Consider the following 26,017-nt stretch of genomic DNA (forward strand, 5'->3'; position numbering starts at 1 on the left):
GTCGCCCTCGAGCGCGTCGCGCACGGCCACCAGCTTCGCGGCGGCCTCGCGCACCTCGGTGTCGGGATCGGAGTCCGCGACGATCCCGCACCCGGCGAACAGGCGGGCGGTGGGGCCGTCGAGCTGGGCGCAGCGCAGGGCGATGCCGAGCTCGCCGTCGCCGCGGGAGTCGACCCAGCCGACCGGCCCGGCGTAGCGGCCGCGGTCCATGGCCTCCAGCTCGGTGATCAGCTCGACCGCGATCTTGCGGGGGGTGCCGCCGACGGCCGCCGTCGGGTGGACGGCCTCGGCCAGGCGCAGCAGCGAGGCGGGTCCGAGCGGGTCGAGCCGGCCGCGGACGTCGCTCGCGAGGTGCGAGACGTTGTGCAGCGTCAGCACGTCGGGGACGGCGGGGGCGTCGAGCGAGGCGCAGAGGGGTTCGAGCGCCGAGGTGAGCGAGTCGACGGCGAGGGCGTGCTCGTGGCGGTCCTTGGCCGATCCCATCAGCCGGTCGCCCAGCGAGCCCCGGCCCGGGGACGTGGCCCACATCGTGCCGGCCAGCACGCGGGACTCGACGACGTCGCCGGTGCGCCGGACCAGCAGCTCCGGCGTGGCGCCGACGAGCCCCTCCACCGCGAACGACCAGCACGTCGGGTAGCGCCGGGCGAGCCCGCCCAGCAGGTGTCGGGGGTCGAGCGGGTCGTCGGCGAGGGCGATGAGGTCGTGGGCCAGTGCCGCCTTGTCCAGCTCGCCCGCCCGCATCCGGCGCACGGCCTCGACGACGGCCGCGCGGTAGCGCGCGACGGGCAGCAGGCCGTCGGAGTAGCGCAGGGTGCCGCTGGGGCGCACCGGGTCGACCGCGTGCACCACCGACGGGCCGTCGCCGTGGGAGAACTCGGTGATCCACGACCGGCCGCCGCGCCGGCCGACGAGCACCCGGGGGACGACGACGACCGAGCCCGGCGACTCGTCGCTGAAGGTGAAGCTGGCGAACGCGACGGGCCCGGTGCCGGGCTCGCCGACCTCGTCGAGCACCTGCACGCCGTCGACGAAGCAGCGCCACCACTCGTCGGCGTCGGCGAAGCGGTCGGGGCCCGTGCCGCTCCAGCGGGCGACCTCGCCCCAGCCGACCAGACCGTCCTCGCCGCGCACCCAGGACTTGGGTGTGCGGGCGTCGGGGAGCAGCTCCAACAGGCCGCCGAGGTCGTCGACGGGCCTGGTTCGCACGCGCACACCGGTCGGTAGCGGAGCGATCGTCACGTTTCGAGCGTAAGAGGCGGGCGGCGCCGACGCTCGTCCGCCCCGGGGAGTCGCTGGCCACAGTGGCCGCGGCGAGGGCGTCTAGACTCCGTCGCCGTGGCCGAACCCAGCGCGCTCGACGAGGTGGCGGCCACCGTCGCGCCCACCGTGCGGTTCGTCCGCAGGCGCCTCCCCGAGCTGGTCACGGCCCTCGCGGTGCTGGTGACGGTGCTGGCGGGGCTGGCCCTGATCGGCTCGGCCGTCGACGACGCGGCCATCGACGCCAACCCGGCCACGGCCCAGGCCGAGGTGCTCGACGGCTCCACCTTCTTCCGCACGCTGGTGCGGTTCACCGTCGCGAACGGGCAGACGGTCGTCCCCGAGCAGGGGGTCTTCCACCCCCGCGGGCTCTCGCCGGGCGAGCAGGTGGCCGTCGAGTACGACGTCACCGAGCCGGAGCTGGTGCGCGTGGCCGGGCGCCGGACCGTCGACGGGATCGGGTCGACGGTGCTCGGCGTCGTCGCGACCTGGGTGGTGCTGGGGCCGCTGGCGCTGTGGCTGCGGCGCAGGCGGGCGGCCGCGGACCCGGGGTGAGCCGGGTTCACCCGGGTCGGGTCAGCCGGGCCACGACGGCGCGGTGGTCGCTGCCCGGCAGGTCGACGACGTCGGTGCTCACGGCCCGCATCCGGTCCGCGGGGTAGAGGACCCGGTCGATCTGCGCGCCGAGGTACGCCGGGATCCGCGACGGCCACGTCCCGACCAGGCCGTCACCGGTCTGCGCGGCGGCGTCCGCGCAGGAGCCGAGCCGCCCGCGCAGCAACGAGTGGTCGAGCGTGGCGTTGAAATCGCCGGTCACGACCACCGCGGACGACCCGTCGCACCACGGGCCCACCAGCTCCAGGTCGCGCTGCCACGCCGGGACGAGCGCGGGCACCGGCGCGGCTCCGTGGTACGCGACGTAGCGGAGCTCCCCGAGCTCGCCGCCGGTGACCTCGAGGTACGGGAACAGGGTCCCCCGGCCCTCGGTGACCCGCACCGGACCCACCCCCGGCGCGACGAGCACGGTGACGGCGTCGACGTCCTGGTCGCTGTCGCCGGTCGCGGTGAACGACCGGTACCCCGCCCCGGGCAGCCCGGCCTGCACCGCGTCGGCGAAGCGGGTGCCGGCCTCGATCAGCGTGACGAGGTCGGGCCGGCGCTCCCGGACCAGGCCGGCGACCGCCGCGGGGTCGGCACGCCCGTCGTAGGCGTTGAGGGTCAGCACCACCAGGTCCCGGTCGCCCGGCGGTGCGGGGTCCCCGACCGCCCGCGGGACGACCAGCGCCAGCGCCACCACGGGGGCGACCAGCAGCGACGCCGTCACCCACTGTGGTGGACGCAGCGCGACCGCGACGAGCAGCACGAGGACGACAACGCCCGCGGTCGACGCCGGGCGGAACGCGGTGAGCTGGGCGAACGGCGTGACGGCGTCGAGCCCGACCAGGTCGGGCAGCAGTAGGACCGCGGGCAGCCCGATCAGGACGACGGTGACAATGGCGCGACGAGCGGACACGTACACCTCGGGGACGGGTGGGGAACCGACGCGCGAGCTTATCCACGCCGGCCGCCCGGCCGCGTCGCCAGCGCCACCCCCAGCACCGCGACGACCATCCCGGCCACCGCGAACGGGCCGAGCGTCTCGCCGAACGCGACCAGCGCGATGAGCGCGGTGATGCCGGGGACGAGGTAGAAGTAGCTGGTCACCTGCGCCGCGGCCCCGCGCCGCAGCATGAGGTAGAGCAGCGAGACCCCACCCCCGGTGAGCACCAGCACCGACCACAGCAGCGCGCCGACGAGCTCCGGGGTCCAGTCGAGCCGGAACGACTCGAAGGCCAGCACGAACGGCAGTGTCACCAGGATCGAGGCGACGAACTGCACGACCTGGCCGGTGCGCAGGTCGAACTCCGGGCAGTACCGCTTCTGGTAGAGCGTGCCCGCGGTGATCGCGAGCAGGGCGAGCGTGGTGAGCCCGAGCGTCGTCGCGGTGATGCCGGCGGTCGTCAGGTTGCTGGACACGACCAGCACCACCCCCAGGAAGCCCAGCACCAGCCCGGCCACCTGCAGGCGCCCGAGCCGCGCGCCGGTCAGGCCGGCGACGGCGGCGGTGAGCACCGGCTGCAAGTTGACGACGAGCGCCGCGACCCCGGCCGGCATGCCCGCGGCGACCGCGGCCCAGACCCCGCCGAGGTACCCCGCGTGGATCCCGACGCCCGCGACGGCGATGTGCAGCACGGCCCGTCCGCGCGGCCAGCGGGCCCGCGCGACCAGCGCGAGCACCACCATCAGCACGATGACGCCCGCGTAGCGGACCAGCAGGAAGCTCAGCGGCTCGGCGTGGGGTGCGGCGTACTTGGCGACGACGAAGCCGGTGGCCCAGATGAGGACGAACAGCACCGGGGTGGCACGGACGAGGAGGGCCGCGCCGTCGCGGGTGCCCGGGGTGGTGGCGATGGACCGACCCTAGGTGGCCCACCCCGCCCCCCACCACCGTGAGCGAGCAGCGCCACTCCCCACCCCGCGAGTCCCCCGTTCTGCGTCCGCGAGTCCCCCGAACCCGGCCCGCGAGTCCCCTCTACCCCGTCCCCCGGGTCGCGGATCAGGGCGCGTGCCACCAGGACAGAACCGCGTCGAGCGCCCCGGGCACGGCGACGACCAGGTCCTCGGACGGGAGCGGGTCGGGGTTGCCCCGCGCGTCGACGACGACCGCGCCCGCCTCCGCGGCCAGGCACAGCGCCCCGGCGACGTCCCATTCGCGGTAGCGGTCGAGCACCGCGGCGACGGCGTGCCCGAGCGCGACCTGGGTGATGGCCAGCGCCGCCGACCCGAGCACGCGGACGCCGGTGTGGGCGGCGGCGGCCCGGGCGGTGAACCCGGGCGCGCGCTCCAGCGACAGCTCCGCGCACACCAGCCCCCCGACGACGGGCCGCGGCGCGATCCGCACCGGCACCCCGTTGGCGCGCACCCCGCGGCCGCGGGCGGCGGCGTAGATCTGGGCCCGGCTGGGGTCGGCGATCACCCCGACGACCGGCCCGTGGGCGTCGACGAGGGCGAGGCTGTAGGCGCACCACGGGAACCCGGAGACGTAGTTGGCGGTGCCGTCGACCGGGTCGACGACCCAGCGCAGCGGCGCCGAGTGCACGCCCTCGTCGGCGCCGTACTCCTCGCCCAGCACCGGCACCTGCGGGAACTCCGCGGCCAGCACGCGGCGAGTGTGCCGCTCCAGGGTGCGGTCGGTGTCGGTGACCCAGTCGAAGGGGTGGGCCTTCACGGTGTCGGTGAGGCGGTCGCGCCCGGCCGTGGCGGTGATGACCTCGGCCGCGTCGTTGGCCAGCCGCCCCGCCACCTCCAGCGCGCGCGAGAGCAGCCCCGGGTCCGCGGGCGGGAGGCGGCGGGTCTCGTGCTGGAGGCTCATGTGGGCCGAGGGTCACCGCGCCCGGTGTCGGGTGTGGAACGGCCGGGTGTCGTGTCGCCCATCACCGGGCCAACTGTGGCGGCGGTTCCCGATGTTGGCCGTGAGTTCGGCAGGTGGTCAGGCCGACGACGGCAACCCGGCCCGTGGGTGGGAGAGGTTCGGCCGGTGCGAGTCGCGATCGTGTCCGAGTGCTTCCTGCCCGTCGTCAACGGCGTCACCAACTCGGTCCTGCGGGTGGTGGAACACCTCACCGCCGCGGGCCACGACGTCCTGGTGGTGGCACCGGGCACCGACGGCCCCACCGAGTACCGCGGCGCGCCGGTCGTCCGGGTGCCCTCGCTGGACCTGCCCGTCGTCACCTCCATGCCGGTGGGGGTCCCCAGCCGGCGGATCCTCACGGCGCTGCGGGAGTTCCGCCCCGACGTGGTGCACCTCGCGGCCCCGTTCGTCGTCGGCTACCGCGGGCTGCACGCCGCGCGCCGCCTGGGGATCCCGACCGTCGCGGTCTACCAGACCGACGTCGCCGGCTTCGCCTCCTCCTACGGCCTCGGGCTGACGGCCCGGGCCGCGTGGCGCTGGACCTGCCGGCTGCACGGGCAGGCCGACCGCACGCTGGCCCCGTCGAGCTGGGCGACCGAGGCGCTGCGGGCGCGCGGCGTGCCGCGGGTGCACCAGTGGGCGCGCGGCGTCGACACCTGCCGGTTCACCCCGTCCAAGCGGGACGCCGGCATCCGCGCCGAGCTCGCGCCCGGCGACGAGCTGCTGATCGGCTACGTCGGGCGCCTCGCCCCGGAGAAGCAGGTGGAGCGGCTCGTGGCGCTCGACGGGCTGCCCGGCACGCGGCTGGTCGTGGTCGGGGCGGGGCCCAGCGAGGAGCGGCTGCGCGCCGCGCTGCCGGGTGCGGCGTTCCTCGGCTTCCGCGGCGGCGACGAGCTGGCCCGCATCTACGCCTCGCTCGACGTGTTCGTGCACACCGGGCCGTCGGAGACGTTCTGCCAGGCGGTGCAGGAGGCGCTCGCCTCGGGCCTGCCGGTGGTGGCGCCGGACGCGGGCGGCCCGCGCGACCTGGTGCTGCCCGGCCGCACCGGCTACCTCGTCCCGCCGCGCCCCGACCAGGCCGACCCCGACGACCCCGCCGCCCGCTCCGCCGACGCCCGGCTGCGCGCCGCGGTGCGGGTGCTCACCGACGACGACGCCCTGCGCCGCCGGTTCGGGCAGGCGGCCCGCCGGTCGGTGCTGCGCCGCACCTGGTCGACGGTGTGCGACGAGCTGCTCGCCCACTACGCCGAGGTGATCGGGCTCGCGGCGGAACCGCGGGCCGCCGCCTGACCCGGTGCGCATCGTCCAGCTCGCCAACTTCTACGGCCCCCGCTCCGGCGGGCTGCGCACCGCGCTGACCCACCTCGGTGCGGGCTACGCGGCCCGCGGGCACGAGGTGGTGCTCGTCGTCCCCGGCCCACGCCCCGCCGACGACCGGCTGCCCGGCGGGACCCGCCGCGTGACGGTCGCGGCGCCGCGGCTGCCGGGCACCGGCGGCTACCGCGCCGTCGACCCGTGGCGGGTGCAGCGGCTGCTGGAGCGGCTCGGGCCCGACGCGATCGAGGTGTCGGACCGGCTCACCCTGCGCGGGCTCGGCGCCTGGGCGTCCCGGCGCGGCGTTCCGGCCGTCGTCGTCTCCCACGAGCGGCTCGACCGGCTGCTTGCCCAGTTCCTGCTGCCCGGGCCCGCCGCCCGCCGCCTGGCCGACGCCGCGAACGCGCGGATGGCCGCCGCCTACGACAGCGTCGTGTGCACCACGACGTTCGCCGCGGCGGAGTTCGAACGGATCGGGGCGCGCAACGTCGTGCGGGTGCCGCTCGGCGTCGACCTGGAGACGTTCTCGCCGCGCCACCACGACCCGGTGCTGCGCGCGTCGCTGGCCCGCGGCGCCGACGTCGTGCTGGTGCACTGCGGGCGGCTGTCCCCGGAGAAGCACCCCGAGCGCAGCATCGACACCACCGCCGCGCTGCGGGCCGCCGGCCTGCGGGTGCGGCTCGTCGTCGCCGGGGACGGGCCGCGCCGCCCGATGCTGGAACGCCGCGCCGCCGGGCTGCCCGTGACGTTCCTGGGCTTCGTCCCCGACCGCGCCCGCCTGGCGCGGCTGCTCGCCTCGGCGGACGTGTCGCTGGCCCCGGGCCCGCACGAGACGTTCGGCCTGTCCGCGCTGGAGGCGCTGGCCAGCGGCACCCCGGTGGTGGTGTCGGCGTCCTCGGCGCTGCCCGAGATCGTCGGCACCGGCGCCGCGGTGGCCGACTCGCCCGCCGCGTTCGCCTCGGGCGTCGCCACGGTCCTGGCCGCCGACGAGGCGCTGCGCCGCGGCGCCGCGCGCGCCCGCGCCGAGCGGTTCGGGTGGCCCGCGTCCGTCGACTCGATGCTGGCCACGCTGCGTGCCGGGTGATCCGCCGCGGCGGGTACCGTCGGACCGGTGAGCCGCGCCGACCTCGACAAGGACCCCCGCGACGTCGCCGCCATGTTCGACGGCGTCGCCCGGCGCTACGACGTGACCAACACCGTCCTCACCGCGGGGCAGGACCGCCGCTGGCGCCGCCTGACCCGGCAGGCGCTGGGGCTGCGGCCGGGGGAGAAGGTGCTCGACCTCGCCGCGGGCACCGCGGTCTCCACCGTGGAGCTGGAGCGCTCCGGCGCCTGGTGCGTGGCCGCCGACTTCTCCCTCGGCATGCTGCGCGCCGGCGAGGGCCGCAGCGTGCCCAAGGTCGCCGCCGACGCGCTGCACCTCCCGTTCGCCGACGGCGCCTTCGACGCCGTGACGATCTCGTTCGGCCTGCGCAACGTCGCCGACACCGACCGGGCCCTGCGGGAGCTGGCCCGCGTCACCCGCCCCGGCGGTCGGCTGGTCGTCTGCGAGTTCGGCACGCCCACCTGGGCCCCGTTCCGCGCCGCCTACTACGCGGGCCTGGAGACGGTGCTGCCCGCGATCGCCTCGCGGGTGTCGAGCAACGCCGAGGCCTACCGCTACCTGGGCGAGTCGATCCGGGACTGGTCACCGCAGCCGGAGCTGGCCGACCGGATCGCGCGGGCGGGCTGGGGAGAGGTGGCCTGGCGCGACCTCACCTTCGGCGCCGTCGCCCTGCACCGCGCCCGCCGCAGCTACGCCTGACCGCGATCGCGCCCGAACCGGACGCGCGGGTTCGGGCGACCCTGTCTAGACTCCTCCCGACTTCGTGAATATCTTCACAAGGAGTCGCAAGACCCCATGCGGACCACCACACGCAGCGGGCGTCGGGATCGACGACCACGACGGTGACCAGGCCCGCACGGAGTGCGAGTAAGGCTCACCTGGCTTCGGCCGGGAGGGCCGCCGCGACCTAGGGTCGCGCCCGGAATGTGATCCGTCGACGGCGAGGACTGCGCAGGATGCTCGATCCGTATCTCCCGCTGGTGCTGATGTTCGCGCTGGCCGGTGCGTTCGCCCTGTTCTCCGTGGTGTCCGCGCCCTACATCGGCCCGCGGCGCTACAACCGCGCCAAGCTCGACGCCTACGAGTGCGGCATCGAGCCGTCGCCCCAGCCGGTGGTGGGCGGTGGCCGCATGCCGGTCGCCTATTACCTCACCGCGATGCTGTTCATCCTGTTCGACATCGAGCTGGTCTTCCTCTACCCGTACGCGGTCGTGTCCGACTCGCTGGGCCTGTTCGGCCTGGTCGCGATCGTGCTCTACATAGCGACCATCGCGTTCGCCTACGTCTACGAGTGGCGCCGCGGCGGACTGGAGTGGAACTGACATGGGTCTCGAAGAGAACCTGCCCAGCGGCGTCCTGCTGACCAGCGTCGAGAAGCTGGTCAACTGGACCCGCAAGTCCTCGCTGTGGCCCGCCACCTTCGGGTTGGCGTGCTGCGCGATCGAGATGATGACGACCGGCGCCCCGCGCTACGACCTCGCGCGGTTCGGCATGGAGGTCTTCCGCGCCTCGCCGCGCCAGGCCGACCTGATGATCGTCGCCGGCCGGGTGAGCAACAAGATGGCCCCGGTCCTGCGCCAGATCTACGACCAGATGCCCGAGCCCCGCTGGGTGCTCGCCATGGGCGTGTGCGCCAGCTCCGGCGGCATGTTCAACAACTACGCGATCGTCCAGGGCGTCGACCACGTCGTGCCCGTCGACATGTACCTGCCCGGCTGCCCGCCGCGGCCGGAGATGCTGATGGACGCGATCCTCAAGATCCACGCCAAGATCATGGACGAGCCGCTGGGCGCCAAGCGCGCCGCGGAGCTGGCCGAGAGCGGTCGCCGGACCCCGATGATCCCGTCCTCGGTGAAGTACGCGCCCAAGGCGAAGAAGTCGGCGCCGAAGACGGCCCCGACCGTGACCGCCGGAGGCGAGTGACGATGGCCGACGACACGACCGGCACCTCCAAGGAGAGCGCCGAGCCGACGGGCGGCGCCCAGTCCTCCGCCGAGGAGAGCGGCGCCGACCGCGACGCCCAGCGTGCGGCGGGCGGCACCGCCCCGGCCGCGGGCGAGACCGAGCAGGCGGGCCGCGACGCCGAGGGCGCCGACGTCGACCGCACCGGCGTGACCGCCGAGGGCGGCACCCGGCAGGCGCCGCCCGCGCGCGCCCGCGAGGGCATGTTCGGGGTCTCCGGCACCGGCGACACCTCCGGCTTCGGCGGCCTGCGCCTGCCCGGCTACGCCCCGGCCCCGGCCGAGCGTCCCTTCGGCGGCTGGTTCGACGAGTTCGCCGACGACTTCGCCGAGGCGCTGGCCGAGCGCGACGTCCCGCACGGTGCCGTGCAGCAGATCACCGTCGACCGCGGCGAGATCACCTTCTACGTGCAGCCCGAGCGCGTCCTGGACCTGTGCCGGACCCTGCGCGACGACGAGGGCCTGCGCTTCGAGCTCTGCAGCTCCATCTCCGGCGTCGACTACGGCGAGGGGGTGCGGCAGCGGCTGCACGTCGTCTACCACCTGACGTCGATGACCTACCGCCGCCGGATCCGGCTGGAGGTCGCGCTCGACGTGGACCACCCGCACGTGCCCAGCGTCGTCGAGGTCTACCCGACGGCCGACTGGCACGAGCGGGAGTGCTGGGACATGTTCGGCGTCATCTTCGACGGGCACCCGGCGCTGACCCGGATCCTCATGCCCGACGACTGGGAGGGCCACCCCCAGCGCAAGGACTATCCCCTCGGCGGCATCCCCGTCGAGTACAAGGGCGCGGAGATCCCACCGCCCGACGAGAGGCGGTCGTACTCGTGACCACACCCACCCCCGCCGAGGAGCGCATCACGACCGAGGGGTCCGTCTACACCGTCACCGGTGGCGACTGGGACACCCTCCTCGACGAGGACCACGACGACCGCATCGTCATCAACATGGGCCCGCAGCACCCGTCGACGCACGGGGTGCTGCGGCTGGTGCTGGAGCTGGAGGGCGAGACCGTCACCCAGGCCCGCTCGGTGATCGGCTACCTGCACACCGGCATCGAGAAGAACTGCGAGTACCGCACCTGGACCCAGGGCGTCACGTTCGTGACGCGCATGGACTACCTCGCACCGATCTTCAACGAGGTCGGCTACTGCCTGGCCGTCGAGAAGCTGCTCGGCATCGAGGTGCCGCGCCGCGCCACCGTCGCGCGCGTGCTGCTCATGGAGCTCAACCGGATCGGTTCGCACCTGGTGTGCCTGGCCACCGGGGGCATGGAGCTGGGCGCGCTCACCGGCATGACGGCCGGGTTCCGCGAGCGCGAGGAGGTCCTGCACCTGCTGGAGTTCCTCACCGGCCTGCGGATGAACCACGCCTACGTCCGCCCCGGCGGGCTCGCGCAGGACTTCCCGGACGGCTGGGAGGAGAAGGTCACCGAGTTCGTGGCCCTCATGCGCTCGCGGCTGCCCGACTACGACAAGCTCCTCACCGGCCAGCCGATCTGGCGCCAGCGCCTGGAGAACGTCGGCTACCTCCCGCTCGACGGCTGCCTGGCCCTCGGCGCCACCGGGCCCATCCTCCGCAGTGCGGGTCTGCCCTGGGACCTGCGCAAGGTCGAGCCGTACTGCGGCTACGAGGAGTACGACTTCGAGGTCCCCGTGGCCACCGAGGCCGACTGCTACGCCCGCTACCGGCTGCGCGTGCAGGAGATGCACGAGTCGCTCAAGATCGTCGAGCAGGCCGTGGCGAAGATGGAGCCCGGGCCGGTGATGGTGGAGGACCGCAAGGTCGCCTGGCCCGCGCAGCTCTCCGTCGGCTCCGACGGGATGGGCAACACCCTCGAGCACGTCCGCAAGATCATGGGTCAGTCGATGGAGTCGCTGATCCACCACTTCAAGCTGGTCACCGAGGGCTTCCACGTCCCGGCCGGGCAGGTCTACACCGCCGTCGAGTCGCCGCGCGGGGAGCTGGGCTTCCACCTGGTCTCCGACGGCGGCACCCGCCCGGTGCGCGTGCACGTGCGCGAGCCCAGCTTCGTGAACCTGCAGACGATGCCGGCGATGAGCGAGGGCGGCATGGTCGCCGACGTCATCGCGGCCGTCGCGTCGATCGACCCCGTCATGGGAGGCGTGGACCGGTGACGACACCCAACCCCGAGACGAACGGCCCGGTGGCCGCTCCGCAGGAGCGTGTCTGGGACGGGCCGGCGCCGCAGTCGCCGGTGAGCCCGGTGTTCGACGAGCTCACCCGGCAGCGCACCAAGGAGATCGTCGCGCAGTACCCGCAGTCGCGGTCGGCGCTGCTGCCGTTGCTGCACCTCGTGCAGTCGGTCGAGGGCCACGTCAGCCAGGACGGCATCCGCTACTGCGCCGAGGCGCTGGAGCTGACCACCGCCGAGGTGGCCGCGGTCGCGACGTTCTACACGATGTACAAGCGCACGCCCTGCGGCGAACACCTGGTCAGCGTCTGCACCAACACGCTGTGCGCGGTGCTCGGCGGCGACGACATCTACGCCCGGCTCAAGGCGAAGCTCGGCATCGGCCACGAGGAGACCGCGGGGGAGCCCGGCAGCCCCGGCTCGATCACCCTGGAGCACGCCGAGTGCCTGGCCGCGTGCGACCTCGCACCGGTGGTGCAGGTCAACTACGAGTTCTTCGACAACCAGACCGTCTCCTCGGCCGAGGAATTGGTCGACGCGCTGCAGCGCGGCGAGAAGCCGCACCCCACGCGCGGCGCCGCGCTCACCGACTTCCGCTCCGTGGAGCTGGAGCTGGCCGGGGTCTTCACCGACCTGCCCACCACCGTCGAGGGTGCCTCCAGCGCCGTCGAGACCATGCGCGGGGCCCGGCTGGCCACCGACCGCGGCTGGAGCGCCCCGTCGATGCCCGACACCCCGCCCGCCTTCCCGACGTTGCCGGAGAAGAAATGACGGACATGCTCACGCCGGTGCTGACGCGCCGCTGGCAGTCGCCGCGCTCGTGGTCGATCGACACCTACGAGCAGCTGGAGGGCTACCAGGCCCTGCGCACCGCGCTGACCGCCCACCCCGACCAGCTGATCCAGCTCGTCAAGGACTCCGGCCTGCGCGGCCGTGGCGGCGCGGGCTTCCCCACGGGCATGAAGTGGGGCTTCATCCCGCAGGGGCCCGACGGCCCGGGCGCCAAGCCCAAGTACCTGGTGATCAACGCCGACGAGGGCGAGCCGGGCACCTGCAAGGACATCCCGACGATGATGGCCGACCCGCACTCGCTCATCGAGGGCTGCATCATCACCAGCTTCGCGATCCGCGCGAACTTCTGCGCGATCTACATCCGCGGCGAGGCGCTGCACCCGATCCGCCGGGTGCGCCACGCCGTCGACGAGGCGTACGCGAAGGGCTACCTGGGCAAGGACATCCTCGGCTCGGGCTTCGACCTCGACATCGTGGTGCACGCCGGGGCCGGCGCGTACATCTGCGGCGAGGAGACGGCCCTGCTCGACTCCCTGGAGGGCCGCCGCGGCCAGCCGCGGCTCAAGCCCCCGTTCCCGGCCACGTCGGGCCTCTACGCCTCGCCCACCGTGGTGAACAACGTGGAGACCATCGCCTCGGTTCCGGCGATCGTGCAGGGCGGGTCCGAGTGGTTCCGGTCGATGGGCACCGAGAAGAGCCCCGGCCCGAAGATCTACTCGGTGTCCGGCCACGTCGAGCGGCCCGGCCAGTACGAGGCCCCGCTCGGCATCACCCTGCGCCAGCTGCTCGAGCTGGCCGGGGGGATGAAGGGCGGGATCCCGCTGAAGTTCTGGACGCCGGGCGGCTCGTCCACCCCGCTGTTCACCGCGGAGCACCTCGACGTGCCGCTGGACTTCGAGGGGGCGGCGGCCGCGGGCTCCATGCTCGGGACGACGGCGGTGCAGGTCTTCAACGAGACCGTGTCGGTGCCGTGGGCGGTCATGAAGTGGACCGAGTTCTACAAGCACGAGTCCTGCGGCAAGTGCACCCCGTGCCGCGAGGGCACCTACTGGCTCGTGCAGATCCTGGAGCGCATGGTGGCCGGCGAGGGCACCCCGAGCGACGTCGAGACGATGCTCGACATCTGCGACAACATCCTGGGCCGCAGCTTCTGCGCACTGGGCGACGGCGCGACGAGCCCGATCACCAGCGCGATCAAGTACTTCCGCCAGGAGTTCCTGGACCTGTGCGCCGCCCAGCCGGTCGCGGCGCCGGAGCCCGCCGGAGCCATGGCATGACGACGCACCACAGCACCGAGATGACGGGGGGACGGGCGTGACGCTCGCTCAGGACGCGTCCACCGACACCGACCCCGTGCCCGAGGGGCACGTGCGGCTCACGATCGACGGCCGCGTGATCGACGCCCCCAAGGGCGAACTGCTGATCCGTACCTGCGAGCGGCTCGGGATCATCGTGCCGCGCTTCTGCGACCACCCCCTGCTCGACCCGGCGGGCGCCTGCCGCCAGTGCCTGGTCGAGGTGGAGATGGGCGGGCGCCCGATGCCCAAGCCGCAGGCCAGCTGCACGATGACCGTCGCCGACGGCATGGTCGTGAAGACCCAGCACACCTCGCCGGTGGCCGAGAAGGCCCAGGCCGGGGTGATGGAGCTGCTGCTCATCAACCACCCGCTGGACTGCCCGATCTGCGACAAGGGCGGCGAGTGCCCCCTGCAGAACCAGGCGATGACCTCCGGGCGCACCGACTCGCGGTTCACCGAGACCAAGCGGACGTTCCCCAAGCCGCTCCCGATCTCCTCGCAGGTGCTGCTGGACCGCGAGCGCTGCGTGCTCTGCCAGCGCTGCACCCGGTTCTCCGAGGAGATCGCCGGCGACCCGTTCATCGAGCTGCTCGAGCGCGGCGCGGAGCAGCAGGTCGGGGTGGCCGACGACAAGCCGTTCCAGAGCTACTTCTCCGGCAACACCATCCAGATCTGCCCGGTCGGCGCGCTCACCAGCGCCGCCTACCGGTTCCGGTCCCGGCCGTTCGACCTGAGATCGACGCCCGGGGTGGGCGAGCACGACTCCGGCGGCGGCGCGATCCGCGTCGACACCCGCCGCGGCACGGTGCTGCGCCGCCTGGCGGGCAACGACCCCGAGGTCAACGAGGAGTGGATCGACGACCGCACCCGGTTCGCGTTCCGCTACCTGTCCTCCGCCGGGCGAATCACCCGCCCGATGGTCCGCGGCGCCGACGGCGTGCTCGCCGAGACGTCGTGGACCGACGCGCTCGCGGTGGCCGCGCAGGGCCTGGCGGCGGCGAAGGAGGGCGGCATCGGGGTGCTGGCCGGGGGCCGGCTCACCGTCGAGGACGCCTACGCCTACGCCAAGTTCGCCCGGGTCGCCGCCGGCACCAACGACGTCGACTTCCGTGCCCGGCCGCACTCGGCCGAGGAGCTCGACTTCCTCGCGGGCCACGTCGTCGGCCAGGGCCCGGAGGTCCTGAGCTACACGCGTCTGGAGGCCGCCCCCGCGGTCCTGTGCGTGGCGCTGGAGCCGGAGGAGGAGGCCCCGCTGGTCTTCCTGCGCCTGCACAAGGCGGTGCGCAAGCACGGCCAGCAGGTCTTCCACCTGGGCCAGTGGACGACCCCCGCGGTGGAGCGCACCTCGCGCGGCACCGGGGCGGCGTCGCCCGCGGCCAAGGACAACCTGATCCCGGCCGTGCCGGGCGCCGAGGCCGCGGTCCTGGCCGCCCTGCCCTCCCACGTCGTCGACGCGCTGCGTGGTGGAGGTCTGGGCGGCGGCGGCGTGGTCCTCGTCGGCGAGCGGGCCGCCGAGGTGCCGGGCCTGTACTCCGCGGTGTCGGCGCTGGCCGCCCGCACCGGCGCCGTCGTCGGCTGGGTGCCCCGCCGGGCGGGTGACCGCGGCGCGCTCGAGGCCGGCGCGGTCCCGACCCTGCTGCCCGGTGGCCGTCCGGTCGGCGACGCCCGCGCCCGGGCCGAGGTCGAGGCGCTGTGGCAGCTCCCGTCGGGCTCGCTGCCCTCGCTCCCGGGCCGCGGCACCGCCGAGATCCTGACGGCCGCGGCCGACGGCGAGCTCGCCGCGCTCGTCGTCGGCGGGGTCGACCCCTACGACCTGGCCGACCCGGCCGCGGCGATCACCGCGCTGCGCGAGGTCGGCTTCCTGGTGAGCCTGGAGATGCACACCTCCGCGGTCACCGAGCTGGCCGACGTCGTGCTCCCGGTGGCGCCCGACGCGCACCGCGCGGGCAGCTACGTCAACTGGGAGGGCCGCAGGCGCCCGTTCGAGCCGGCCCTGGACGCCAGCGGCGTGCTGCCGGACTGCCGGGTGCTCGACACCCTGGCCGTCGAGATGGACGTCGACCTGTTCACCCAGACCCCGGCCGCCGCCGCGGGCGAGCTGGAGCGGCTCGGTGCCCGCACCGGTGCCGCGCCCGCGGCCCCTGCCGTGCCGGCCGGGGAGCCCCGCCGCCCGGCCTCGCCCGGCCAGGCGGTGCTGGCCACCTGGCGCCAGCTGGTCGACCACGCCAGCCTCTCGGTCGACGAGCCTGCCCTCGCCGGTACGGCCCGGCCCGCCCTGGTGCGGGTCAACGCGGCCACCGCGGAACGCCTCGGGCTCACCGAGGGCGCCCCGGCGACCGTCCGCACCGCCCGCGGCATGATCACGCTGCCGGTGGCGCTGACCGACCTGCCGGACGGCGTCGTGTGGCTGCCGGGCAACTCCGGTGACTCCCGCGTCCGGGCGCTGCTCGGCGCGGGGCACGGCGACCTGGTGGAGGTGACCGCGTGAACACCTGGCTGGCCCAGGAGCCGGAGCCGGTGGAGGGCCTGACCCGCACCCAGCAGCTGCTGGCCGACGACCCGCTGTGGCTGATCCTGCTCAAGGTCGTGGCGCTGTTCGCGATCGGCGTGGTCCTGACCCTGGTCATGATCAACGCCGAGCGCAAGGTGGTGGGCCGGATGCAGCAGCGTCCCGGCCCCAACCGCACCGGACCGGGCGGATGGCTGCAGTCCTTGGCCGACGGGCTCAAGCTCGCGTTCAAGGAGGACATCATGCCGGTGATGGCCGACAAGAAGATCTACTTCATCGCGCCGGTCATCTCCACCATCCCCGCGTTCGTCGCGTTCAGCGTCATCCCCTTCGGCGGCGAGGTCGTCATCTTCGGCGAGCCCACCGTGCTGCAGCTGGTCGACCTGCCGGTCGGCGTGCTGGTGGTGCTGGCCTGCGCCTCGATCGGGGTCTACGGGATCGTCCTCGGCGGCTGGGCCTCGGGCTCTCCCTACCCGCTGCTCGCCGCGCTCCGCTCGGCCGCCCAGGTGATCTCCTACGAGATCGCGCTGGGCCTGTCGATCGTCGCGGTCATCCTCTACGCCGGGTCGCTGTCCACGGCCGACATCGTGGCCGCCCAGGCCTCGGGCTGGTTCGGCTGGCTGCTGATCCCGAGCTTCGTGGTGTTCGTCATCTCGATGGTCGGCGAGACCAACCGCGCCCCGTTCGACCTCCCGGAGGCCGAGTCCGAGCTCGTCGGCGGCTTCCACACCGAGTACTCGTCCCTGAAGTTCGCGCTGTTCTTCCTGGCCGAGTACGTCAACATGGTCACGGTCTCGGCGATGGCCACCACGCTGTTCCTGGGCGGCGGGATGTGGCCGTGGCCGCTGTCGTTCCTGAACGGCAACGGGTGGCTGCAGATGGTCGCCTTCCTGATCAAGATGTCGCTGTTCCTGTTCCTGTTCATCTGGCTGCGCGGCACGCTGCCCCGCCTGCGCTACGACCAGTTCATGAAGCTGGGCTGGAAGGTCCTGGTCCCGATCAGCCTGATGTGGATCGTCGTGATCTTCGCGATCCGGGTGTTCCGCAACAGCGGCAACGACCTGTCCACGCTGCTGGTGACCATCGGCATCATCCTGGCCGTCGTGCTGATGATCGCGTTCCTGGTGCCCGAGCGTTCGCGGCCGCAGGAGACCGTCGAGCTGGCCTCGGACTACCCGGTGCCGCCGCTGGACCTCGCGGTACCCACGCCGTCGCGGCACAAGCTGCGTCCCCGCGCTGCCGAGAGCCGCGAACCGGCGCTCGCCGGACCCGACCCGAAGGAGGGCGAGTAGATGTTCGAGTTCTTCAAGGGCTTCGGCGTCACCTTCTCGACGATGTTCAAGAAGGTCGTCACCGAGGAGTACCCGGAGAACTTCCCGCCCGCCGCTCCCCGGTACCACGGCCGCCACCAGCTCAACCGGCACCCGGACGGCCTGGAGAAGTGCGTCGGGTGCGAGCTGTGCGCCTGGGCGTGCCCGGCCGACGCGATCTACGTCGAGGGCGGCGACAACACCGACGAGGAGCGCTACTCCCCGGGTGAGCGCTACGGGGCGGTCTACCAGATCAACTACCTGCGCTGCATCGGCTGCGGCCTGTGCATCGAGGCCTGCCCCACCCGGTCGCTGACGATGACGAACTTCTACGAGATGGCCGACGACGACCGGCAGAACCTGATCTACACCAAGGAGCAGCTCATGGCGCCGCTGCTGCCGGGCATGGAGCAGCCCCCGCACCCGATGCGGCTCGGCGACTCCGAGCTGGACTACTACGTCCAGGGCCCCTCGCTGGAGAAGGTCGACGTCACCGCGGTCGCCGCCGAGGCGGGCCGGTGAACGTCCTCGCGCAGGAGGCCGCCGGTGCCGTGAGCACCGGGGAGGCCGTCGTCTTCTGGATCCTCGGGCCGATCGCGCTGGCCTGCGCGATCGGCATGATCTTCGTGCGCAGCGCGGTGCACTCGGCGCTGCTGCTGGTGTCCACGATGTTCTGCCTGGCGATCTTCTACATCGTCCAGTCGGCGCCGTTCCTGGGCTTCGTGCAGATCATCGTCTACACCGGCGCGGTGATGATGCTGTTCCTGTTCGTGCTCATGCTTGTCGGGCGCGACAGCTCGGACTCGGTGGTCGAGGTGCTGCGCGGGCAGCGGGTCGCGGGCCTGCTCCTCGGGCTCGGGCTCGCGGTGCTTCTGGTGTCCGGGCTGTCCCGGGCGCTGGTGTCGGTCGAGCCGGTCGGTCTCGCCGCCGACGGGGCCGGCAGCGGCAACAACGTCGTCGGCCTCGGACAGCTGATCTTCGGCCCCTACGTCTACGCGTTCGAGCTCACGGCCGCGCTGCTGATGACCGCCGCGCTCGGCGCGCTGGTCTTCGCGCTCGCCCAGTCCACCGCGCACGACAAGCGCGGCCAGCGGGCCACGGTGATCGCCCGCCTGCGCGGCGAGCACGCCCGGATCTCCCCGCTGCCCGGCCCCGGCGTCTTCGCCACGGCCAACTCGGTGGCTGTCCCGGCGCTCCTGCCGGACGGGTCGATCGCCCCCGAGTCGCTCTCCGAGATCATCGACGCCACCCCGGTGGCCCCGGTCGAGGACGTGCTCCCCGATGCCCGTGCCCTCACCGGGCGCTCCTCCGACACGTCCGCCCACGACGGGGAGGACCGGTCGTGACCCCCACCTACTACCTGCTGCTGTCGGCGCTGCTGTTCTCCGTCGGCGCGGTGGGCGTGCTGGTCCGGCGCAACGCCATCGTCGTGTTCATGTGCATCGAGCTGATGCTCAACGCGGTGAACCTGACCCTGGTCACCTTCTCGCGGATCAACGGCGACCTGGACGGCCAGGTCATCGCCCTGTTCGTGATGGTCGTGGCCGCCTGCGAGGTCGTGGTCGGTCTCGCCATCATCATGTCGATCTTCCGTTCCCGGCGGAGTGCCTCGATCGACGACGCCAACCTCCTCAAGTACTGAGTCCCCGACATGCCCACCACTGGAGTGCTCCCCGTGCCCAGCCCTGTCCCCCCGCGTGAGGTGACCCGATGACGGAGTTGCCCGAGGTCGGGGCCGCCACCGGCGTCGCGTCGCTGGCCTGGTTGCTCTTCCTGCTGCCCGCGGCGGGCGCGCTGGTCCTGTTCGTCGCCGGGCGCCGGGCGAACGCGTGGGGCCACTGGCTCGGCGTGCTCACCGTGCTCGCGTCCTTCGGCGTCGGCCTGGCGATCTTCCTGGAGACGGTCGGGCTGCCCGCCGCGGAGCGCACCCGCGAGCTGTCGCTGTTCGACTGGATCTCCGTCGCCGGGCTGAACATCGACTTCGGCCTGCGGCTCGATCCGCTGTCGCTGACGTTCGTGCTGCTGATCACCGGTGTCGGGTCGCTGATCCACATCTACTCGGTCGGATACATGAGCCACGACCCCGGCCGCCGCCGCTTCTTCGCGCAGCTCAACCTGTTCGTCGCGGCGATGCTGCTGCTGGTGCTGGGCAACAACTTCGTCATGCTCTACCTGGGCTGGGAGGGTGTCGGCCTGGCGTCCTACCTGCTGATCGGCTTCTACCAGGACCGCCCGTCCGCGGCCACGGCCGCCAAGAAGGCGTTCCTGATGAACCGTGTCGGTGACGTCGGGCTGGCCGTCGCCATCTTCATCCTGTGGACCCAGCTGGGGACGCTCCAGTACTCCGAGGTCTTCGCGAACATCGGTCAGGTCGACCCGGGCGCCGTCCTGGCGATCACCCTGCTGCTCCTGCTCGGGGCGTGCGGCAAGTCCGGCCAGTTCCCGCTGCAGTCCTGGCTGCCCGACGCGATGGAGGGCCCGACGCCGGTCTCCGCGCTGATCCACGCGGCCACGATGGTCACCGCGGGCGTCTACCTCATCGCCCGCGCCTCCCCGATCTACAACCTGTCGGAGACCGGGCGGTTGGTCGTCGCGCTGATCGGGGTGATCACGCTGATGATCGGCGCGATCATCGGCTGCGCCTACGACGACATCAAGAAGGTGCTCGCCTACTCCACGGTGAGCCAGATCGGCTACATGATCCTCGCCGTCGGCCTCGGCCCGGCCGGGTACGCGCTGGGCATCTTCCACCTGCTCACCCACGGCTTCTTCAAGGCCGGCCTGTTCCTCGGGGCGGGCTCGGTGATGCACGCGATGCACGACGACGTCGACATGCGCCGCTACGGCGGGCTCGCCCGGTACATGCCGATCACGTTCGTCACCTTCGGGCTGGGCTATCTCGCCCTGATCGGCTTCCCGTTCCTGTCCGGGTACTTCTCCAAGGACGAGATCATCAAGGCCGCGTTCGACCAGCCGGGCTGGCAGGGCTGGGTCTTCGGCGGTGCCGCGCTGCTGGCCGCCGGGCTGACCGCGTTCTACATGACCCGCCTGATGCTCATGACGTTCTTCGGCGAGAAGCGCTGGAAGGACCTGAAGTCCGCGGACGGACAGGACTACCACCCGCACGAGTCGCCGCCGTCGATGACCGTGCCGATGATCGTGCTGGCGTTCGGCTCGGTCTTCGCGGGCTTCCTGCTCTACAACGGCAAGGTCCTCGAGGAGTGGCTGGCGCCCTCGGTCGGTGAGCTGGTCGTGCTGGAGGCGAACGTGGTGTCCCACGCTCTCGTCCCGTTCCTGGTCGTCGGGATCTCGGTGGTCGGGGCGCTGGTCGCCTACCTGACCGTCGGCCGGCGGCGGACCCCCGTCGAGCGGCCGGAGCGCGTGTCGCTGCCGGTGCGCGCGGCGCGGCGCGACCTCTACGCCAACGCGATCAACGAGGCCCTCATCGCGCGGCCGGGCACCTGGCTCACCCGCGCGCTGGTGTTCGTCGACAACCGGGGCGTCGACGGGGTCGTCAACGGCACCGCCGCCCTGCTCGGCGGCTCCTCGGGGCGTCTGAGAAGGCTGCAGACCGGCTTCGTCCGGTCGTACGCGCTGTCCATGCTCGGCGGCACGGTGCTCGTCATCGCGGCCCTGCTCGCGGTGAGGTTCGCCTGATGAACTCCGGATTGCTGCTGCTCGCCCTGCTGCTGCTCCCCATGGTGGGGGCGGCGGTGGTCGCCCCGCTGGGCGCCGCGACGGCCCGCGTCGTCGCGCTCGGGTTCTCGCTCGCCTCACTGGCGCTCACGGTCGTGGTCTGGTTCGCCTACCTCGGCGCCCGGTCCGAGAGCCGGTTCGCCCTCGAGCTGTCGGTGCCCTGGATCCCCGCGTTCGGCACGTCGTTCGCGCTGGGCATCGACGGCATCGCGCTGGTGATGCTCGGGCTGATCGCGGTGCTGGTGCCGATCGTCATGCTGTTCTCGTGGGAGGAGAAGCTTCCCGAGGGCCGCTCCGTCGCCGGGTTCTTCGCGCTGCTGCTGGCCACGCAGAGCCTGCTCGTCGGGGTGTTCGCCGCCACCGACGTCTTCCTGTTCTACGTGTTCTTCGAGGCCATGCTCGTCCCGATGTACTTCATGATCGGGCGCTTCGGCGGGCCGCGCCGCCAGTACGCCGCGGTCAAGTTCTTCCTGTACTCGCTGCTCGGCGGACTGATCATGCTGGCGTCGGTGATCGGCCTGTTCGTCGTGTCCGGCACCGAGCTGGGCGCGGGCACGTTCACCTGGGTCGAGCTGCAGCGGATGGCCGCGGGCGTCGACGAGACCACGCAGATCTGGCTGTTCCTCGGCTTCTTCCTCGCCTTCGCGATCAAGGCGCCGCTGGTGCCGTTCCACACCTGGCTGCCCGACGCCGGTGCCGAGGCCCCGGTCGGGGCGGGCGTGCTCCTGGTCGGCGTGCTCGACAAGGTCGGCACGTTCGGCTTCCTGCGCTACTGCCTGCCGCTGTTCCCGCTCGCCAGCCAGCGGCTCGCCCCGCTGGTGCTGACGCTCGCGGTGATCGGCGTGCTCTACGGCGCGCTGCTCGCCGTCGGCCAGACCGACATGAAGCGCTTCGTCGCCTACACCTCGATCGCGCACTTCGGCTTCATCGCACTGGGGATCTTCTCCTTCTCCAGCCAGGCCTTCGCCGGCGCCACGCTCTACATGGTCAACCACGGCATCTCCACGGGGATGCTGTTCATCGTGGTCGGCCTGCTGATCGCGCGCGGCGGCTCGCGGCTGATCGGCGACTACGGCGGCGTGCACAAGCTCGCCCCGCTGCTGGCCGGGTCGTTCCTGATCGCCGGCCTGTCGTCGCTGGCGCTGCCGGGCACCAACTCGTTCGTCAGCGAGTTCCTGGTGCTCGTCGGGTCCTACCCGCGCCAGCCGGTGTTCACGATCCTGGCCACGGTCGGCATCATCTTCGCCGCCCTCTACGTGCTGTGGGTCTACCAGCAGGTCATGCAGGGCCCGGTGCGCGGCGCCGCGGTGCTCGCGGCGGTGTCCACCAGCGGCCCGGGCACGATGCTCGACCCGTCCGTCGAGGCCGCACGTGGCGGCTCGTCGGGCTTCCCCGACCTGAGCAGGCGCGAGATCGCCGTGGTGACCCCGCTGATCGTGCTGATCCTGGTGCTCGGGTTCTTCCCGGGGCCGGTGCTCGACGTCATCACCCCGTCGGTGGTGGCCACCATGAACGAGGTGGGTCTCGCCGACCCGGTGGGAGGGTTCGCCCCGTGACGTACGAGGTCCCGACGACGCTGGCCCAGGCCATCGAGCCGCCCGCGATCGACTACGCCGCGATCATGCCGCTGCTCGTCGTGCTCGGCACGGCGTGCGTCGGCGTGCTGATCGAGGCGTTCCTGCCGCGGCACCAGCGCTGGCCCGCCCAGGTGGCGCTGTCGGTCGCGGGTATCGCGGTGGCCGGGCTCACCCTCGGCCTCTACGCGGGCGGGGCGGGCGCGGAGGGCGTGCTGACCCTCGCCGGCGCGGTCGCCGTCGACCGCCCGACCCTGTTCATGTGGGGTGCGCTGCTGGCCCTCGGGCTGGCCAGCGTGCTGCTGATCGCCGACCGGTCCGTCGAGCCGGGCGGGGCGTTCATCTCCTCGGCCGTCGCGCGGGCCGCGGCGGGTGGCGGTCCCGGCACGAGCGGGACGGCTGCCGACGACCGCGACTACGGCAGCCCCGACCAGGCGCCGACGATGCAGACCGAGGTCTTCCCGTTCGCCTTCTTCGCCCTCGGCGGGATGATGGCGTTCGTCTCGGCCAACGACCTGCTCACGATGTTCATCGCGCTCGAGGTGCTGTCGCTGCCGCTGTACCTGATGTGCGGGCTCGCGCGGCGTCGCCGGCTGCTGTCGCAGGAGGCGGCGGTCAAGTACTTCCTGCTCGGGGCGTTCGCCTCGGCGTTCTTCCTGTACGGCCTCGCGCTGATCTACGGCTACGCGGGCTCGGTGCGGTTCTCCGACATCGCCGAGGCCTCCGTCGGCTCCGCCCGGTCGGACGCGCTGCTGTTCGCCGGCCTCGCGCTGCTGGTCGTCGGGCTGATGTTCAAGGCGTCGGTCGGCCCGTTCCACACCTGGACGCCCGACGTCTACCAGGGGGCCCCGACCCCGGTCACCGCCTTCATGGCGGCCTGCACGAAGGTCGCCGCGTTCGGCGGCATCCTGCGGGTGCTGCACGAGGCGTTCGGCGACACCCGCTGGGAGTGGCGCGGGGTGCTGTGGGCCGTCGCGATCGCCTCGATGGTGATCGGCGCCGTGATCGGTCTCACCCAGACCGACATCAAGCGGATGGTCGCCTACTCCTCGGTCGCGCACGCCGGTTTCCTGCTGCTCGGTGCGATGGCGATCACCCCCGAGGGCATCTCGGGCACGCTGTTCTACCTGCTCGCGTACGGCTTCAACACCATCGCGATCTTCGCGGTGATCAGCCTGGTCCGCGACGCCGACGGGGAGGCCTCCCACCTGTCGCAGTGGGCCGGGCTCGCCAAGCGGTCGCCGGTCGCGGCGTACACGATGGCGTTCCTGCTGCTCGGGCTCGCCGGCATCCCGCTGACCAGCGGGTTCACCGCCAAGTTCGCCGTGTTCTCGGCCGCGCTGGCCGACGGCATGGCGCCGCTGGTGGTGATCGCGCTGATCGCCAGTGCGATCGCGGCGTTCTTCTACCTGCGCGTGATCGTGTTGATGTTCTTCAACGAGCCCGCCCCGGACGGCCCGGCCGTCACGATCCCGGGCGCGTTCACCACCGCCGCCATCACCCTCGGTGTGCTGTTCACCCTGCTGCTCGGCATCCTGCCGACACCGGCCTTGGAGTGGGCGGCCGGCGGGGTGTTCGTAAGCTGAGCAGGTGAGCAACTACGAGGTAGCGGGCGTCGAGCTGGGAGACGCGGAACTCGCGGGCGCCACGGCGGCGGGGCTGGAACGCGTGGAGGAGCTGCTGCGCCGCGAGGTGCAGGGCGACTACCGGTTCGTCACCGAGACGTCGTTGCACCTCATCGAGGCGGGCGGCAAGCGGTTCCGCCCGCTGTTCACCCTCCTCGGGGCCCAGATGGGGCCCCGACCGGACTCGGCCGACGTCGTCACCGCGGCGGCGGTCGTCGAGCTGATCCACCTCGCGACGCTCTACCACGACGACGTCATGGACTCCGCCACGATGCGCCGCGGCGCGGAGAGCGCGAACCACCGCTGGGACAACACGGTCGCCATCCTCACCGGCGACTTCCTGTTCGCCCACGCCTCGCGGCTGGTCGCCGATCTCGGACCCGACGCCGTGCGGATCATCGCCGAGACCTTCGCCGAGCTCGTCACCGGACAGATGCGGGAGACCCGCGGACCCGCGCCCGACGAGGACCCGGTGGAGCACTACCTCACCGTCATCGCGCAGAAGACCGGGTCGCTGATCGCGACCTCGGGCCGTTACGGCGGGATGTTCTCCGGCTGCACCCCCGAGCAGGTGGAGGCGCTGAGCCGGTTCGGCGCCGTCGTCGGCAGCGCGTTCCAGATCTCCGACGACATCATCGACATCGCCTCGGCGTCGGAGGACTCGGGCAAGACGCCGGGCACCGACCTGCGCGAGGGCGTGCACACCCTGCCCATGCTGTTCGCCATGCAGGGCTCCGGACCCGACGCCGACCGCCTGCGGGAGCTGCTGGCCGACCCGATCGCCGACGACGCGCTGGTCGACGAGGCGCTGGTGCTGCTGCGCCGCGGCGACGGGATCGGCCGGGCGCGCGAGGTGCTCGCCCTGCAGGCCAAGGAGGCCCAGCAGGAGCTCGCCCAGCTCCCCGCCTGCCCGGCCGCCGACGCTCTGGCGACCCTCACGGCCTACATGGTCGACCGCACCGCCTGAGCGCCGGCCCGTTCGCGCGGCCGGCCGCCGCGGACCAGGTCGGCGGTGAACAGCGCCAACGCCGTCCAGACCAGGGCGAAGCCGATCCAGCGGGTCGGCTCCATCTCCTCCCGCAGCACGACCACGCCCCACAGGAACTGCAGCGTCGGGTTCAGGTACATGAGGATCCCGATCGTGCTCAGCGGCACCCGCCGCGCGCCCACGCCGTAGAGCAGCAGGGGCACGGCGGTGACCGGGCCGGCCAGCAGCAGGAGCAGCAGGTGCCCGCCGCCGAAGCCGGTCATCGTCCCGGCGCCGGTCAGCTCGAACCACGCGATCACGCCCAGCGCGACCGGTCCCAGGACCAGGCCCTCCGCGGTGAGGCTCGCGGTCGCCGTCAGCGGGACGGTGCTCTTGATCAGCCCGTACAGGCCGAAGGACACGGCCAGGGTCAGGGCCAGCCAGGGCGGGCGGCCGCCCTCTACCGCGATGACGACGACCGCGACCGCCGCGATGCCGACGGCCACCCACTGCACGGGCCGCAGCCGCTCGCGCAGCACCAGCACGCCGAGCAGCACGCTCACCAACGGGCTGACGAAGTACCCGAGCGCCGCCTCGACGACCTGCCCGGTGAACACCGCGTAGATGTAGCAACCCCAGTTGAGGGAGATGAGCAGCCCGGCCGCGGCGACCATGCCCCACCCGCGGGGCGCCAGCGTGCCCAGCTCGCCCCAGCCGCGGACCAGCGTGAACACCACGGCCATCAGCACCGCGGCCCAGGCGATCCGGTGGGCCAGCACCTCGACCGGCACGGCCGGCGCGAGCAGCGGCCAGAACGCAGGGAACAGCCCCCAGATCGTGTACGCCCCCACCGCGGCGGCCACGCCCCGCCCGTCCAGCCCCGTCCCCGCCACGTGCCCATGAGAACACCGCGGCGCCACGGGATCCGCCGCCGGATCCGTGACGTGCCCGACATCACGTCGTGGCATCCTTCTCCTGTCCACGACCCGGTTGGAGGCCC

At 72.9% G+C, this 26,017-nt stretch carries 24 protein-coding genes; 19 read left to right on the plus strand and 5 right to left on the minus strand.

Annotated features, from left to right (window positions below):
• A partial coding sequence (locus tag PHY01_RS22535) for an isochorismate synthase (RefSeq protein ID WP_246086084.1) occupies positions 1 to 1,206 on the minus strand: 1,206 nt, incomplete at its 3' end.
• Between the two features lie 129 nt (positions 1,207 to 1,335).
• Here PHY01_RS22535 and PHY01_RS22540 point away from each other — a divergent pair.
• Positions 1,336 to 1,812 carry a DUF3592 domain-containing protein gene (locus PHY01_RS22540; protein ID WP_141281632.1) on the plus strand — a complete coding sequence of 159 codons (477 nt, stop codon included), beginning with the start codon at positions 1,336 to 1,338 and terminating at the stop codon, positions 1,810 to 1,812.
• 7 nt (positions 1,813 to 1,819) lie between these two features.
• Here the strand turns inward: PHY01_RS22540 and PHY01_RS22545 are convergent, their stop codons facing one another.
• From PHY01_RS22545 to PHY01_RS22555, 3 genes are all read right to left on the minus strand, one after another.
• Positions 1,820 to 2,770, minus strand: coding sequence for an endonuclease/exonuclease/phosphatase family protein (locus PHY01_RS22545; RefSeq protein WP_170183938.1), 951 nt, complete (start codon positions 2,768 to 2,770; stop codon positions 1,820 to 1,822).
• A 38-nt stretch (positions 2,771 to 2,808) separates the two neighbouring features.
• Positions 2,809 to 3,651, minus strand: coding sequence for a DMT family transporter (locus tag PHY01_RS22550; RefSeq protein WP_218030290.1), 843 nt, complete (start codon positions 3,649 to 3,651; stop codon positions 2,809 to 2,811).
• 202 nt (positions 3,652 to 3,853) lie between these two features.
• Positions 3,854 to 4,669: an inositol monophosphatase family protein gene (locus tag PHY01_RS22555; protein WP_141281638.1), complete on the minus strand. Its 816-nt coding sequence runs from the start codon at positions 4,667 to 4,669 to the stop codon at positions 3,854 to 3,856.
• Between the two features lie 165 nt (positions 4,670 to 4,834).
• On the opposite strand from PHY01_RS22555, the gene PHY01_RS22560 reads away from it, so the two are divergent.
• The 18 genes from PHY01_RS22560 to PHY01_RS22645 all read left to right on the plus strand — a co-directional run bounded on the left by PHY01_RS22560 (position 4,835) and on the right by PHY01_RS22645 (position 25,017).
• Positions 4,835 to 5,998 carry a glycosyltransferase family 4 protein gene (locus PHY01_RS22560; protein WP_141281640.1) on the plus strand — a complete coding sequence of 388 codons (1,164 nt, stop codon included), beginning with the start codon at positions 4,835 to 4,837 and terminating at the stop codon, positions 5,996 to 5,998.
• 4 nt (positions 5,999 to 6,002) lie between these two features.
• Positions 6,003 to 7,106 (plus strand): glycosyltransferase, encoded by a 1,104-nt coding sequence (locus tag PHY01_RS22565; protein WP_141281642.1) that lies wholly within the window; start codon positions 6,003 to 6,005, stop codon positions 7,104 to 7,106.
• Positions 7,107 to 7,133: 27 nt separating this feature from the next.
• The gene (locus tag PHY01_RS22570) at positions 7,134 to 7,826 is read left to right on the plus strand and encodes a demethylmenaquinone methyltransferase (RefSeq protein WP_141281644.1); all 693 of its coding nucleotides are present in this window, start codon (positions 7,134 to 7,136) and stop codon (positions 7,824 to 7,826) included.
• Positions 7,827 to 8,083: 257 nt separating this feature from the next.
• A complete protein-coding gene (locus PHY01_RS22575) occupies positions 8,084 to 8,449 on the plus strand; it encodes an NADH-quinone oxidoreductase subunit A (RefSeq protein ID WP_141281646.1) in 366 nt (121 codons plus the stop codon).
• 1 nt (position 8,450) lies between these two features.
• Positions 8,451 to 9,050 (plus strand): NuoB/complex I 20 kDa subunit family protein, encoded by a 600-nt coding sequence (locus PHY01_RS22580; protein WP_141281648.1) that lies wholly within the window; start codon positions 8,451 to 8,453, stop codon positions 9,048 to 9,050.
• A gap of 2 nt (positions 9,051 to 9,052) precedes the next feature.
• Positions 9,053 to 9,922, plus strand: coding sequence for an NADH-quinone oxidoreductase subunit C (locus PHY01_RS22585; RefSeq protein ID WP_246086085.1), 870 nt, complete (start codon positions 9,053 to 9,055; stop codon positions 9,920 to 9,922).
• Positions 9,919 to 11,229, plus strand: a complete 1,311-nt coding sequence (locus PHY01_RS22590) for an NADH-quinone oxidoreductase subunit D (RefSeq protein WP_141281650.1) — start codon at positions 9,919 to 9,921, stop codon at positions 11,227 to 11,229. Before PHY01_RS22585 ends, PHY01_RS22590 begins: the two co-directional genes overlap by 4 nt.
• Positions 11,226 to 12,017, plus strand: coding sequence for an NADH-quinone oxidoreductase subunit NuoE (nuoE, locus tag PHY01_RS22595; protein WP_141281652.1), 792 nt, complete (start codon positions 11,226 to 11,228; stop codon positions 12,015 to 12,017). The genes PHY01_RS22590 and nuoE overlap by 4 nt, the downstream gene beginning before the upstream one ends.
• Positions 12,014 to 13,315, plus strand: coding sequence for an NADH-quinone oxidoreductase subunit NuoF (gene nuoF, locus PHY01_RS22600; protein WP_141281654.1), 1,302 nt, complete (start codon positions 12,014 to 12,016; stop codon positions 13,313 to 13,315). The genes nuoE and nuoF overlap by 4 nt, the downstream gene beginning before the upstream one ends.
• Before the next feature lie 37 nt (positions 13,316 to 13,352).
• Entirely contained in the window at positions 13,353 to 15,824 is a 2,472-nt protein-coding gene (locus PHY01_RS22605) for an NADH-quinone oxidoreductase subunit G (protein WP_141281656.1), read from the plus strand.
• 38 nt (positions 15,825 to 15,862) lie between these two features.
• Positions 15,863 to 17,137, plus strand: a complete 1,275-nt coding sequence (gene nuoH, locus PHY01_RS22610; RefSeq protein ID WP_141281736.1) for an NADH-quinone oxidoreductase subunit NuoH — start codon at positions 15,863 to 15,865, stop codon at positions 17,135 to 17,137.
• Positions 17,138 to 17,677 (plus strand): NADH-quinone oxidoreductase subunit NuoI, encoded by a 540-nt coding sequence (gene nuoI / locus PHY01_RS22615; RefSeq protein ID WP_141281658.1) that lies wholly within the window; start codon positions 17,138 to 17,140, stop codon positions 17,675 to 17,677.
• Entirely contained in the window at positions 17,674 to 18,501 is an 828-nt protein-coding gene (locus tag PHY01_RS22620; RefSeq protein ID WP_141281660.1) for an NADH-quinone oxidoreductase subunit J, read from the plus strand. The genes nuoI and PHY01_RS22620 overlap by 4 nt, the downstream gene beginning before the upstream one ends.
• Complete coding sequence (gene nuoK / locus PHY01_RS22625; protein WP_141281662.1) at positions 18,498 to 18,797, plus strand: NADH-quinone oxidoreductase subunit NuoK; 300 nt, start codon at positions 18,498 to 18,500, stop codon at positions 18,795 to 18,797. The genes PHY01_RS22620 and nuoK overlap by 4 nt, the downstream gene beginning before the upstream one ends.
• Before the next feature lie 68 nt (positions 18,798 to 18,865).
• Positions 18,866 to 20,812 carry an NADH-quinone oxidoreductase subunit L gene (gene nuoL / locus PHY01_RS22630; RefSeq protein ID WP_141281664.1) on the plus strand — a complete coding sequence of 649 codons (1,947 nt, stop codon included), beginning with the start codon at positions 18,866 to 18,868 and terminating at the stop codon, positions 20,810 to 20,812.
• A complete protein-coding gene (locus PHY01_RS22635; RefSeq protein WP_141281666.1) occupies positions 20,812 to 22,407 on the plus strand; it encodes an NADH-quinone oxidoreductase subunit M in 1,596 nt (531 codons plus the stop codon). The genes nuoL and PHY01_RS22635 overlap by 1 nt, the downstream gene beginning before the upstream one ends.
• A 65-nt stretch (positions 22,408 to 22,472) precedes the next feature.
• Positions 22,473 to 24,011 carry an NADH-quinone oxidoreductase subunit NuoN gene (nuoN, locus tag PHY01_RS22640; protein ID WP_246086090.1) on the plus strand — a complete coding sequence of 513 codons (1,539 nt, stop codon included), beginning with the start codon at positions 22,473 to 22,475 and terminating at the stop codon, positions 24,009 to 24,011.
• Between the two features lie 4 nt (positions 24,012 to 24,015).
• The gene (locus tag PHY01_RS22645) at positions 24,016 to 25,017 is read left to right on the plus strand and encodes a polyprenyl synthetase family protein (protein ID WP_141281670.1); all 1,002 of its coding nucleotides are present in this window, start codon (positions 24,016 to 24,018) and stop codon (positions 25,015 to 25,017) included.
• Here the strand turns inward: PHY01_RS22645 and rarD are convergent.
• Positions 24,993 to 25,910, minus strand: coding sequence for an EamA family transporter RarD (gene rarD / locus PHY01_RS22650; protein WP_246086086.1), 918 nt, complete (start codon positions 25,908 to 25,910; stop codon positions 24,993 to 24,995). The genes PHY01_RS22645 and rarD overlap by 25 nt on opposite strands.
• Positions 25,911 to 26,017 lie beyond the last annotated feature (107 nt).

The organism is Pseudonocardia hydrocarbonoxydans, assembly GCF_006539565.1.
Taxonomy (GTDB): domain Bacteria; phylum Actinomycetota; class Actinomycetes; order Mycobacteriales; family Pseudonocardiaceae; genus Pseudonocardia; species Pseudonocardia hydrocarbonoxydans.